This window comes from Leptodesmis sp. (assembly GCF_052746595.1).
This window is the reverse complement of sequence record NZ_JBRAGO010000119.1, coordinates 1-12,665: the sequence shown is the minus strand read 5'-3', so window position 1 is coordinate 12,665 and position 12,665 is coordinate 1. Positions and strand designations below refer to the sequence as shown.

The following is a 12,665-nucleotide window of genomic DNA, read 5'->3' as shown; positions in this document are numbered from 1 at the left end:
CGATGCACCTCATCCACAAACAGAATGGTGCGCTGGTGGTGCATCGCTCGCTTTTCCTGAGCGGTGGCGATCGCCTCCCGGATTTCCTTCACACCTGCCAGGACTGCATTAATAGCAATGAAGTGAGCCTTCGTCGTATTGGCAATAATCCGTGCCAGGGTCGTTTTTCCGGTTCCGGGTGGTCCATAGAAGATGAGCGAAGATAACTGATCTGCCTGAATCGCCCGTCGTAACAATCGTCCCGGCCCGACGATCGCATCCTGCCCCACAAACTCATCCAGAGTACGGGGACGCATCCGGGCCGCGAGGGGAGCTTCGGCCTCGATCGTATCCTGCAGGTGATGGTGGAAAAGATCCATATTCCCATCTTGACTGTGATCATCGTCTGCGTGTTGTTTTTCGTGTTCAAAACCCTGGAAAACGCCGCAGAGCTTAGAATTTCGGGATTTTCTCATTATTGAGGATGGTGCAGGGATTTAAGCAGCCAGAAGGCGATCGCAATTCCAAACACTCCCGCAATGATCAAAAATAAACAGGCCTGGATGACAAAAATATCTAAAGAGTCAATCAACAGACCGGGTTTGGTGACGGCAATGCCACCAGGAATCGTTAAGGTCTTAATTAATAAAGCAGTCACAATAGTCTGGAATGCAATCAAGGTCAGAACTAACCCGACTATATTCATTGTCATGCCTAGCTCCAGACTCTGGGCTACCTCAGCGCGACTGGGAAGCTGACGAGGCTCCAGCGATCGCAGTTGTTTCGACAGACTAATATAATGCCACGACCAATACACACTATATCCCAGCATTCCCACTGCACCGACCGTGGGAATGAGGCGAAACAATAAACCCAGGTTGATATTAAAACTGGGATCCGCGAGGGCAAAAAGCAAAATGATGACACTGGCAATTACCAACACCAGTTGTACCCAAAAGGCGATCGCTCCCCCCAGTCGTAAAGTACCAGCGACCCGTTGTCTTATATCAAATGAGGAATGGAGATCAGACATAAATAATTGATCTTAAGCTTAAGTACCCTTTAATATATAAGGTACTTGAAAAGAGCTATTCAACATTTTGTATTTTTGTCAATAGAAGTGATAGATTTGGTAGGAACATCAGTAGGTCGCCATAATCAACGTTGCTTATGTATAGTTTAAATTAGCAATCCCATAATCCATACTGCTTAAGAAATTGATGTATTACAGCTATACCTGACACATCACTTTAATTTTGTTTAAGGATTTTTATAAAAGTATCTGATTATATCTAAGTAGCCTTTCACTTGACTGACTTTACAGTTTCTAATATCAAGTCACTTCTAGTTTTCTAAAAAGTGCTGGAGAAAAGCTAGCCAGAAGTCTTATGTTTGATCTAACTTAAAGCCCTATTTGACTGATAAATCTTTTAAGACTCTGTCCGAACCGCCTTCACCCTAGCCTTCTCTTACAGGAGCTACTGTGTATACCCACCTTGGTACAACCCAAGGTCTAGATCCGGGAGATTTCCCCCGCTTCCCTGCCGCATGGGATCTGATCTCCCCCCTGCCCCCTCACAAGGGTTGACTTGCTGAGTGCAACAGACCCTGGTTTAACGATGTGACGAGCGCTTCCTGAGCCTTGAGCTACTCATCAGCTCATCAGCCTTTTTAGCAAGCATAAGGCTATCTATATAGGTGTGATATGGATCACTGATAAGGGTGACGAAGATCCCGGATCGCTCTGATCACGATCGCAACCTTGAGTCCACTAAGCCGCCATACTTAAGAAGACTCAACTAATACTGAGTCATCAACAGGGAACACACGACTGGTCGACAGTTTCTCAAGAAACCGTCGGTTTTTATTTAAAGCTTATTGCTGCAATGCGGAGGAATGGCCTTACCCCTCACCCTCGTACTGTTATTCCTTCTAGGGTTGTCTAAATTCCACCACGTCTTGCTTAACGGTGACATCAAAATCATCAAAAAAGTCATGGCCCAGCAGCCCCACATCCAGGGCATCACTGCCGATCGCCACGATCACCTCCTTGACTACAGCCCCACCAACCGCGATTGAATGAACATATCCTAAAGACACCTCAACTTCGGTTTGGCTGGCCGTATTCACCTTGGTTTTGCCAACGACTTGCACACCAAGCGCCTGCGCCATGGAAGGCGTAATGACTGTGCCACTGGCTCCCGTGTCTACAATCATGTCAAAGGTTTGATTGCCGTTGAAGGTGACATCAATAACTGGCGTTCCTCCCGCACGGCGTTTAATAGGCACTCGATAAACATTTCCTGCCCCTGGAGAAGAACGAATCACCGCACTAGAAACATTCAAGGGCTGGGCCTGGCTGCTGATCAGGGGAGCCTGACTGGTATTAGCTTTGGCCTGCTTGGCTCGTCGTCTGGCAGCAGCCAATTCCTTTTCAAATTCAGGCCGTTCGGCCTTGGCGATCGCCTGATAAGGACTGTTCGGCGGAATCGACTGAAGTGCAGCGATCGCTTGTTGCCAACGGCTACTCACTAAATTCCAATCATCCTCCGTGAGAGCAGATTGACTAAGGTTGCGGGCGCTATTTGCTTTCTCCTCAGCCAGCTTATAAGCATCCACCTGAGCCACAATCGGCGTGGGTGATGCTGGTGCAGCAACTGGAGCACTACTGGAAACCGTAGCCGGAGCAGGGGAGGCTGGTGCACTGCCCAGGGAATTTTGTTGTGAGGATGGCCTGCTGCTACAGGCAACACTTCCCAGGAGGAGAGTACTGGCCAGGAGCCAAAGGGTTTGCGATCAAGCGAACTTCACCATAAAGAGAGTTAAGGACCTTGGAAAATGGAATACGAAAGCAGAACGAGCAAACCTGAGATGACATGGATCCAGGCTAGCCTGACTGACGTAGACGTATCGATAGAATTCCGCACCTTGACGCTGAGCTAACAATTTGCTTAAGCCTAACACCCGCCTATGGGACAGGCGTGCCATAATAAGTCGTCTCAATTCGTTCTTTTCAGGTCACTATGTCCCTTGCTTCTGCACAGCCTGCATTATTAGTTCTAGCCGATGGCACCGCCTATCCGGGATGGTCCTTTGGTGCATCAGGTACGACACTTGGCGAAGTGGTATTCAATACAGGTATGACAGGCTATCAGGAAGTCTTAACCGATCCCAGCTACTGTGGCCAGATTGTTACCTTTACCTATCCTGAATTGGGCAATACGGGGGTCAATCCCGATGATGAAGAATCCCTGCGCCCACAGGTACGGGGTACGATCGCCCGCAACATTTGTAGCCGACCCAGCAACTGGCGATCGACCCAATCCCTGCCCGATTATTTGAAGCAGCACAACGTCCTGGGGATTTACGGCATCGACACCCGTGCCCTGACTCGCAAAATTCGATCGGTGGGCGCAATGAATGGAGCCATTTCTACAGAAATTCTGGATCCCCACGAGCTACTGCAACGGGTACAGGAAGCTCCCAGCATGGCCGGATTGAATCTGGTACGAGAAGTGACGACCCCAACCGTCTATGAGTGGTCTGAGACGACCGATCCTGTGTGGGAATTCAGTTCTCCGGCGGAATTAGATGGTGATCCGCTCGTTGTGGTTGCCCTTGATTTTGGAGTCAAGCGCAATATTCTCCGCCGTCTGGCCAGCTACGGATGTCGGGTGATTGTCGTACCATCTACCACTTCTCCCGAAGAAATTCTCAGCTACAACCCGGATGGCATTTTTCTCTCGAACGGCCCTGGTGATCCGGCTGCAGTTCAGGAAGGAATTCAAACTGCCAAGGCGTTATTGAGCAGCCAGAAACCCATGTTCGGGATTTGCATGGGCCATCAGATCCTGGGATTGTCTCTGGGGGCGGAAACCTTCAAATTGAAATTTGGCCATCGCGGATTAAATCAGCCCTGTGGCTTGCATCAGCAGGTAGAAATTACCAGCCAGAATCATGGGTTTGCGATCAGTGCTGATTCCCTGCCCAAGGCGGATGTGGAAATTACTCATCTGAACTTGAATGATCGCACCGTTGCCGGATTGCGTCACAAAAAACTGCCCATCTTTTCCGTACAATACCATCCCGAAGCCAGCCCTGGCCCCCATGATGCCGACTATTTATTTGAGCGCTTTGTGCAAGCGATGAGAGAAAACCGTCAGGCCAAAGTGAGATAAGTCAAGCAAGGCAAATTCTGTATTTGGGAAGCAATTCATGCACGATGTGAAAGCGATGAGCTTGAAGGGCATCGTGGACTAGCTGCCAATGGCTGGTAAGGAATGCTGGAGAGTAAGGGAAAACTTCATGAACACGGTCAACTTCGGCTTCGGTTTTCAGGGCTTCGCATTTCCAGGAGCCTTTCCCTTTAGCGGTATACGTCACCATAGCAGGGCCAAAGCTGAAAATACCGTCCGCGATCGCGGCTAACCATCGCTGGTGGCGGGCTTCTCCTTTCTCATCCCGAATGGTTTCAAACAACTCCGCAATTCGACGTTTATCGGATTCCTGCAACCCTGGTACCGTGGCTTCTGGATTTCCCATGCGGTACCGTTGCATGGCCTGACACATACAATCCGCCGCGTCTAAAAAGTCACTGGGATTATCCCGGATAATTTTTTCACCTCGACCGTTGGTATAACCCCAGCGCAAAAAGGGCTTATCCGGATTGCTCAGTACTGTGCCATGTCCCAGAGGTAGCGCTTCCCCAATAAAAAATTCTTCAGCCGATTCTCCAACTTATGATCGGGTTGACCCTGTTCATCAATCAGAAAGGTTGCTTCATTCACGTGATGGCTAATTCCGGCAAAGCCTTGATGTGCCCAGGTGTCTGCATACACATGCATCGTAACACCCAAGCGATAGATTCCGTAGGGATGATGCCGCTGGTTAATGCATTCCCGCACCATATCCTGAGCAACATAGCTATTGGGTCGACAAATCAGCTTTTCAATAAATGTTCCAGGTGGATCCTGATCAGCAGGTAGTCCTCCATTTCCGGGCAGAAAGTGGAATGGAACCCAGACGTAATGATTGGCCAGTTCCTTAAAATTGCGGTAATCCAGCATTTTGTGGGCAGAGCTGATGCGGCTAAACAAGGCTCCATTATCAAATCGGATCAACCCGGTGTTGATGGCATCATCGACGTATTGGGCACTGTAGGCAACGATATTAGCAGAGTCATGGTCAAAGCCAGCCAAACGAGCCACAACGTAGGTAACACCATGATGGAAGTCGATCTGCATTACATCTCTAGCCCAGAATTCTACGCAGCCCATTCTACTGTTCTTGCTTCTGCACTTTGATGATGTAGCCAAATTTAATGAGGAAGTGAATCAGGACGATCGCCAGGAGTTCCGCAAAACTAATGAGATTAACGTAATCTTTATAAAGACTGTGTAAAAATTAAACTTTCTCTAGACTCAACGGAGCCAGGAAGCAAGGTTGGGTACTCTAGATAAACCGATAGACTTGGTTGTCATTGGTCACTGGTCGTTAGTATTGAGTAGCTGCTGTTTACCCAGGACACAGGACACAGAATACAGGACAAATGCATTACAAGGTGAAACGATGAAAAGCATCAACTTCAGTTCAGCGATTTTACCCCTGGTGATTACGGCAATGGCTTTGCCTGCCAACGCTCAACAACCTCAACAGTTTGTTAAATACCAGTGTAATGATGGAAAAACCTTTGAAGTTCAGTATTTTCCAGATAAGGCCTGGATGAGGTTGGATAATCTCAGGTTTGAATTGCTTCCAGTAGAGGCAGTTGAGGGAATGAAGTATTCTAATGGTCGCACCCTGCTACAGACCATCGGCAATAAAGCATCTATTGACGTTAATTTTCAGCCCTATCTTACAGAATGCATTTCTCAACAAGCTGTAGCTCCCTTTCCAAGTCCAAATCCTTTTCTTCCCTAACCCAATAGTCTCTCGGAAGTGCCCTACTAAACCGTCGTTTTGTACCGGGTTGCACATAGATTGATCGATAGTAATTTCTGAAGTTATGCTTCTACGATCAATATTTCTGGAGCCACTTCGAGTAATAAGTCAGGTTACAAAAGGTAGCAATTCAGTGTGTTCCTGATGACAAAAATTACGTAATGGCCTCCGAAACTCTTAAAACCTGATGGCTCAACGGAGTGGATGATGCAATCGGGGATGGGTCAGCACCCCTTGGGACGGACTAAAGAGCAAGGCCAGCAGGAACAGGAATGAAGAAACCAGAACGATCGCAGGCCCAGAAGGCAGGTTGTAATAATAACTCAGGTAAACTCCCGTTACACTGGCGAGCATTCCAATAACGGCTCCCAGCAACATCATTTGATGCAGTTTCTGCGTCAGCAAGTAGGCCGTGAGTGCAGGGCCAATCAGCAGGGAAATTACCAAGATTACTCCAACAGCCTGCATGCTGGCAGTGATGGTCAGGGTAATTATCACCATAAAGCCCAGGTAAATCGTATTGACGGGTAATCCCATTGCCTGGGCACCCGTGCGATCGAAGGTGTAAAACAGCAGTTCTTTATAAGTCAGCCGGATCACCAGCAGAATCACCACTGCAATCACCTCGGTGCGCCAGATGTCAGTAATCGTGACCCCCAGAATATCGCCAAAGAGGAAATTATCCAGATCAATTTTGTTCCGCAGTACCGTAATTAGTGTCACCCCCAGTGCAAAGAAACTGGAGAAGGTGAGCGCCATCGCCGCATCGACTTTTACCCGTGACTGGGAACGAGTCCAGGCAATCAACAAAGCTCCCAAAATGCCAGAGGCAAAGGCTCCAATCAGAATATCAATGCCGAGGAAAAAAGAGACAGACAGCCCAGGCAGCACACAATGGGCAATCACATCCCCCAACAACGCCATCCGTTGCACAATCAGATAGCTGCCGACCACCGGACACAAGATGCCGACGACGATCCCGATCGCGATCGCGTGGCGCATAAACTCGTAATTCAGTGGTTCCAGAAGCCAACTCAGCATGAGGGATAGTTGCATTCTGATTTTTTAGCGGCGTCGCCACCAGATATAGGCTGCAGTACCAAAGCCCAGTAATGGCAAGAAGATCAGGGCTAACAGACTGGACAAATTAGCCTGTTGAGCCGTTAGATTAATCCGGCGGTTTTTAGTGTCTTTGGGGCGAATCGAGAGCGTAGATTGTTCCGGTTGCTCTAGCCAGCGCACCGAATTGAGAAACACATCGCCATTCACCACCTGATCAAATAGGCCATCGGTCGCAAATGTTGAATTGCCAATCACCACTAGCCGGGATTTGGGAGCGGTTTGTTTTTCCAGGGCGATGCCCAACACCAGCGGCCCCTGCAAATCGGCAGGCGGATTAAACTCCAGTGGTTGAGTTTGCAGGTTACTTTCTGCCCAACTGTTGTCGCTGGTAAATAGAAGGGGAGTTTCTTTGATATCTTTAACAGCGGTGGATTGCACCGGACGCGCCAGGGAGAAAAAGGAAAGATTTCCCTGTAGCTCTTTAGTAATGGGATGGTCGCCATAGCGGGTAACGATCGCATCCGCTGGTCCCAAATTAATTAACTTGCCACCCCCCGATCCGTCGATCGCCACTCGCTTATCCAGGGTGATGCCCCAGTCTTTTAAGAAAGCGTCCAGTTTGGGATCGGTATTGGTCGGGTCAACCATCAACAGGAGATGACCGCCCCGTTGCAGGTAATTCTTTAGTGCCTGTACTTCCCCGTCCAGTAGAGGTTTCTGAGGGCCAGCAATGATAACTGCCGCCGCATCCTGAGGAAACTCCTTACTTTCTGCCAGTGCCAGCGGTTTGGCAACCAGATTTTTCTCACCCAGCAGTTTCACTGCCTGAGACATGGCCCCCGGTTGTCCGGCTTCCAGAGGCCGTTCCCCATGACCCTGTAGAAAGTAAATATTGGCACGACGATTGCTGAGAATTTGCTCCAACCCATTCGTGAGCTTGGCTTCTGACAGGCGATCACGATCGCTCACCGTTTGCACAAACTGCTTGCGTTTATTATTCGGTTGCAGTTCCAGCACCACATCGCCAAAATTCTTGACTTCAAACTGCTTAGCCAACCCCAACTCAGTCTGCGGATCGACATACTCAAAACTAAACTTGTTTCCCGCACGGCGGTAATTTTCTAGCAAAGCCTGATCCTGAGGATTTTGCTGCTTGGCAAACACCCACACTTTGACCGGCTCTTGCAAATTCCGTACCACTTCCTGGGTTTGCGGCGACAGAGTAAATTGCTGATTCTCCGTCAGATCCACCCGCCAGGCATACTTTGCCCCCAGGAAATTAATCAATCCCAGAATTGCCAACACCGCCAGGGTTGTAACCAGGGCATTAGCACCCGTTTCCAGTGATCGCTGGTTCCAGACACTTGGTTGCCCCCCCATGTCTACCCGTCCCATTGCGATCAGTCCCACACCGATCATGGCAAGACCCACCAGGATGAGCGCGATCGGCACGGCTGTCCATCCCCCAGAAACCACCCCTGCTGATACTCCCGCAATCATCAGCATCGGCCCCAACCAGATCAGATATTTCAGATATTTCAGATATTTCAGATATTTAGATGCAGGTAACTTTTTCATGGGAAGCAAGGGGGATAAGTTTTGAGTTTTGAGTTTTAAGTTTTGAGTTTTAAGTTAAGCAGAAAACTGGGATTCAAGAGTTTTAAGTGTTGAGCTTTAAGTTGAACTCCGAACTTTGAACTTAAAACTTAGAACTTAAAACTACTTAAGACCGCTGAAACCTCAATGTATCAATCGATTGGGCCGTCAGGAAAATGCCCAGGAAGATGAAGCTGGCAAAGACAAGCAAGCTGCCACTGTCGATGATGCCTTGCACGAAGTTGTTGTAATGCTTTAGGAGCGAGAGTTGAGCCAGTGCATCTCCCAGCCAGCCACCCACGCTTTTGGCAATCAGGTCAATTACCCAGAGAAACAGCACCAGGGCAAAGGTAAAGATCGCCGCCAGGATTGTGCTTTCAGTCAGGGAGGAGATGAACATTCCCAGGGAAAGGACAGCGGCGGCAAGCAGCAGCAGTCCCAGATGGCCAGAGAGCATTATAGCCGGACTCGTGGGCGGGTTGCTGGCACTCAGGGCGATCGCTTGATACACCATCAACGGCAAAATCAGAGTGGCAAAGAAGGTGACTACGGCCAGTAACTTACCAACGGCAACGGCCCAGTTAGTGATGGGGGAGGTGGCCAGCAGTTCCAGGGTGCGCCGCTTGCGTTCCTCAGCATACAGCCCCATCGACAGAATCGGCAGAATGAACAGCGCCAGGGAACTCAATACGCCCAGGTAGAGTTGTAAAAATCGGTAAGCAACATCCACGGGAGGCATCGGAATTCCCAACTGTTGGGCTTGCTGCTCATTCACCGCCGCCTGTTGAATCAGTCCTTCTGGCCCCAGCAGAATTGCCACAAAGAAAAAACCGGCCAGCAACCAGAAAATTCCGGCGACCAGATAGGCCAGGGGAGAGACGAAGTAGCTTTGTAACTCGCGGCGATAGATGGCGATGATATTGGCAGCTACAGTGCGGAGGGAAGGGAATAGGTTGGTCATTAGGGGATTGGGGGTCGGGGATTAGGAATTAGGAATTGGAGATTAGGGATTAGGGGTTGGGGGGTCGGGAGTTGCTTCCGGTACTTCTTTGGGGAGGGGAGTTTCTTCGGTGGTGAGTTGCAGGAATACGTCTTCCAGGCTGGCTTGGATGCGGCGCATTTCGTGTAAGCCTAAGCCTGCTCCCACGATCGCGGCGGCAATCTCCTGTCCGGCCAGGGTGGTTCCCGTTTCGCCCATAATCCGAACTTTGTGACGGTCGGGGGGTAGCTCTGTGTCTACCGGCTCAATCGTTTGGATGCTGGGAATCGTTTGCAATGTTTGGCGCAGCATGGTTTCATCCCCCGCCACTTCCAGTTCATAGCCAGAACCTCTGGTCAGTTGAGCCAGCAGTCCCTCTGGAGTATTGGTTGCCACAATCCGCCCTTTGTTGAGGATGGCGACCCGATTACAGGTCATGCTGACTTCCGGCAGGATGTGGGTAGAGAGAATGACAGTATGACTGCCAGCCAAACTCTTGATCAAATGGCGCACTTCAATAATTTGCCGCGGATCCAGGCCAACGGTTGGTTCATCCAGAATAATCACGGGGGGATCGTGGACGATCGCCTGAGCAATTCCCACCCGCTGCCGATAACCTTTGGATAATTTGCGGATCAGGGTGTTGCGCTTATCCGTCAGGCTAGTTTTTTTCAGGGCCGACTGGACATTGCGGGTGCGATCGCCCGCACTCACGCCTTTGATCCGGGCCACGAAATACAAGAACCCTTCCACTGTCATTTCTGGATACAGCGGCGGCGTTTCCGGTAAGTACCCAATCCGTTTTCGTACCGCCATAGACTGGTCATGCACTTCATACCCTGCTACCTTGGCTGTTCCTGAAGTAGCCGGTAAATAGCCGGACAAAATTCGCATAGTCGTAGTCTTTCCGGCTCCGTTTGGCCCCAGGAAGCCCAAAATTTCTCCGGGTTCCACGGCAAAGGTCACATCCTCAATCGCAGAGGTGGTGCCGTAAACCTTACTCAAATGCTCAACTTCGATCATGGGCAATTCCCCATCCGGCGTTACCAATCTCCCATAGTAGATCGAGGTTGCGCCAAACGAGCCGTCATTTGTAGAGTTTTATTAGCGACACTGATGGAAGAACGCTAAGCTGGATTACTGAGATGGCGAATGAACCGTGCCGTCTGGTAGGGTTGCACCAGTTAAATCCGCATTTGTAAGAATGGTTCCGGTGAGGTCGGCTCCCGTCAGGTCAACATTTCGCAAAATCACTCCCGTCAAATCTGCGTAGCTCAAGTCGGCATAGCGTAAGCTGGCTTGACTCAAATCTGTGACCCAGGGAATCTGAGGACCTCGCCGTTGTAATTTGGCGCGACACAATTTGGCTTCATCCAGATTGGCATGACACAACAGGGCTTCACTTAAATTGGCATAGCTCAAGTCTGCTCCGGTTAATTGAGCATGACTCAAGTTTGTTTGCTGATCCGTACTGGCACGGAAATCCGCTTCAAATAGCAGGGCATGAGATAACTGAGCATGGCTTAAATTGGCTCCACACAAACTGGCCTTACTCAAATTTGCCTGTTCCAGATTTGCCTGCTGCAAATTTGCTCCACTCAGATCGGCTTCGCGTAATTGGGCGTGCTGCAGATCGGCCTGCATCAAATTTGTTCCCCAGAAGATTGCCTCACTTAAGTCTGCAGCATTGAATGTAGCATAGCTGAAATCAGTTTTTCCGCAGCGGGACTGGCGCAAGTCACTGTGGCTGAAATCGGCGTGGCTGAGGCAGATGTTGGTTAAATCCGCCTCCTGTAAATTGACTTTAGGAAAACGACGTTCTCCCATCTGGTAGCGCTTTAAGATTTCATTCCCATCCATAGGTGTATCGGAGTTTGGGCATCAACTTATTGTAGGCGGGGAGGGGATTTTGGATTTTGGATTTTGGATTTTGGATTGAAGGTGTCTAGAAAGGTGGCGATCGTCTGATTAAAAGCCTCTGGTTCCACCAAAAAACACCAATGATTGCCAGGAACCTGGACGATGTTCAAGTTTTTCAAGTAGGTTTTGTAGGGCTTCAACTGCCAGTTGGTACGATTCAGTCCTTTCTCTGGTTGTACAAACAGGGTCGGAACATCAATCGGTATGGTCAGTCCGGCCACCTGCATGACATCGGCAAAGATTTCGTCTCTAGCCTGGATGACAAACTTACTGCCCCACCGCCCATCCGATTTTGGTTCCAGCGCATTCTGAAATACAGACTGTTGCAGTTCACTCCATCCCCGATACTGCTTGAGTTGACGGGCCTGGTGTTCCGCCTGCTGATAACTCTCAAATGGCCCCATCATCTTCAAAAAGGGCAGCACGCGATAGAGCAGGGGAAAGGTGGGGGTGAGCCAGACGGGGATACGATCGATAAAAAAAGGATCAATCAGCACCAGACTGCGAAATCGCTGTGGTTGCTGAGTTGCCCATAAGGTGGCAACCTTGGCTGACCAGGAATGCGCCACCACATGAGCCGATTGCCAACCAACGGCATCCATGAGTGCTGCTAAATCTCGGATAATATCGCTGGACTGATAGCCTGCAGCGGGTTTACTGCTGTCTCCATGTCCTCGCAGGTCGGGAGCCAGAACGTGGTAGCGATCGCTCAAATCTTCCCCTAAACTCTGCCACACACCCGCGTGATCGGCCATGCCATGCAGCAACAGTACGGGTTCCTCACTCCGCTGCCACTCCAAATAGGACAACTGCACATCAAGCAGATTTAAAGTGCGACGGGAGGCATTGCTGAAAGTCATCACAGTTCGGTAGAACCAGGTTTGTTCCTGAAACTCAGTCAATTGGCGAGAATAAGTGTTAGGTGAGGCGGTTATTCGTCCTTTGTCATTGTGAACAGCTATTGATTGAGAACCAATGGCTAAGGACAATCCCACCTACTTTCACTTCATAGAGATAGTACTTCATGAGACGATTCTTGTTGCTCCTGAGTTTAGCGATCACCACGCTGACTACTGTGATGATCGGGCAAGTTGGTCAACCTTCAGTTGTACAGGCCACCTCTAATTGCAATTGCTCCTATAGAAAACTCGCGTGAGAACCCCGGTCTTTTAAGCCGGGGATGAAACGC

The 12,665-nt window shown here is 49.6% G+C and carries 13 protein-coding genes; 2 read left to right on the top strand and 11 right to left on the bottom strand.

The features are described from left to right. From ACUVQO_RS19920 to ACUVQO_RS19910, 3 genes are all read right to left on the bottom strand, one after another. The coding region (locus tag ACUVQO_RS19920) for an AAA family ATPase (RefSeq protein WP_445927576.1) at positions 1-359 on the bottom strand (359 nt) is incomplete at its 3' end. 95 nt (positions 360-454) lie between these two features. Beyond that, complete coding sequence (locus ACUVQO_RS19915; protein WP_445927575.1) at positions 455-1,012, bottom strand: DUF3611 family protein; 558 nt, start codon at positions 1,010-1,012, stop codon at positions 455-457. Between the two features lie 899 nt (positions 1,013-1,911). Then, a complete protein-coding gene (locus tag ACUVQO_RS19910) occupies positions 1,912-2,607 on the bottom strand; it encodes a retropepsin-like aspartic protease family protein (RefSeq protein WP_445927574.1) in 696 nt (231 codons plus the stop codon). A gap of 395 nt (positions 2,608-3,002) precedes the next feature. Here ACUVQO_RS19910 and carA point away from each other — a divergent pair, with 395 nt between their 5' ends. Next, positions 3,003-4,157, top strand: coding sequence for a glutamine-hydrolyzing carbamoyl-phosphate synthase small subunit (gene carA / locus ACUVQO_RS19905; protein ID WP_445927573.1), 1,155 nt, complete (start codon positions 3,003-3,005; stop codon positions 4,155-4,157). A 1-nt stretch (position 4,158) separates the two neighbouring features. On the opposite strand, the gene ACUVQO_RS19900 is transcribed toward carA, so the two are convergent. Together ACUVQO_RS19900 and ACUVQO_RS19895 are read right to left on the bottom strand one after the other, a co-directional pair. Next, positions 4,159-4,653, bottom strand: a complete 495-nt coding sequence (locus ACUVQO_RS19900) for a DUF6765 family protein (protein ID WP_445927577.1) — start codon at positions 4,651-4,653, stop codon at positions 4,159-4,161. Continuing rightward, a complete protein-coding gene (locus tag ACUVQO_RS19895; protein ID WP_445927572.1) occupies positions 4,650-5,222 on the bottom strand; it encodes a DUF6765 family protein in 573 nt (190 codons plus the stop codon). The genes ACUVQO_RS19900 and ACUVQO_RS19895 overlap by 4 nt, the downstream gene beginning before the upstream one ends. Positions 5,223-5,421: 199 nt before the next feature. Here ACUVQO_RS19895 and ACUVQO_RS19890 point away from each other — a divergent pair, with 199 nt between their 5' ends. Continuing rightward, a complete protein-coding gene (locus tag ACUVQO_RS19890; protein ID WP_445927571.1) occupies positions 5,422-5,898 on the top strand; it encodes an MliC family protein in 477 nt (158 codons plus the stop codon). A 213-nt stretch (positions 5,899-6,111) separates the two neighbouring features. Here the strand turns inward: ACUVQO_RS19890 and ACUVQO_RS19885 are convergent, their stop codons facing one another. From ACUVQO_RS19885 to ACUVQO_RS19860, 6 genes are all read right to left on the bottom strand, one after another. Further along, positions 6,112-6,975, bottom strand: coding sequence for a metal ABC transporter permease (locus ACUVQO_RS19885; RefSeq protein ID WP_445927570.1), 864 nt, complete (start codon positions 6,973-6,975; stop codon positions 6,112-6,114). 9 nt (positions 6,976-6,984) lie between these two features. Beyond that, positions 6,985-8,559, bottom strand: a complete 1,575-nt coding sequence (locus ACUVQO_RS19880; protein ID WP_445927569.1) for a GldG family protein — start codon at positions 8,557-8,559, stop codon at positions 6,985-6,987. Positions 8,560-8,704: 145 nt separating this feature from the next. Further along, positions 8,705-9,538 (bottom strand): ABC transporter permease, encoded by an 834-nt coding sequence (locus tag ACUVQO_RS19875; protein ID WP_445927568.1) that lies wholly within the window; start codon positions 9,536-9,538, stop codon positions 8,705-8,707. 42 nt (positions 9,539-9,580) lie between these two features. Further along, positions 9,581-10,579: an ABC transporter ATP-binding protein gene (locus tag ACUVQO_RS19870; RefSeq protein ID WP_445927567.1), complete on the bottom strand. Its 999-nt coding sequence runs from the start codon at positions 10,577-10,579 to the stop codon at positions 9,581-9,583. A 114-nt stretch (positions 10,580-10,693) separates the two neighbouring features. Then, positions 10,694-11,416 (bottom strand): heterocyst differentiation pentapeptide repeat protein HetL, encoded by a 723-nt coding sequence (gene hetL, locus ACUVQO_RS19865; protein ID WP_445927566.1) that lies wholly within the window; start codon positions 11,414-11,416, stop codon positions 10,694-10,696. A gap of 26 nt (positions 11,417-11,442) precedes the next feature. After that, on the bottom strand, positions 11,443-12,471 hold the full coding sequence (locus ACUVQO_RS19860; protein ID WP_445927565.1) for an alpha/beta fold hydrolase: 1,029 nt from the start codon (positions 12,469-12,471) through the stop codon (positions 11,443-11,445). Between the last annotated feature and the right edge of the window lie 194 nt (positions 12,472-12,665).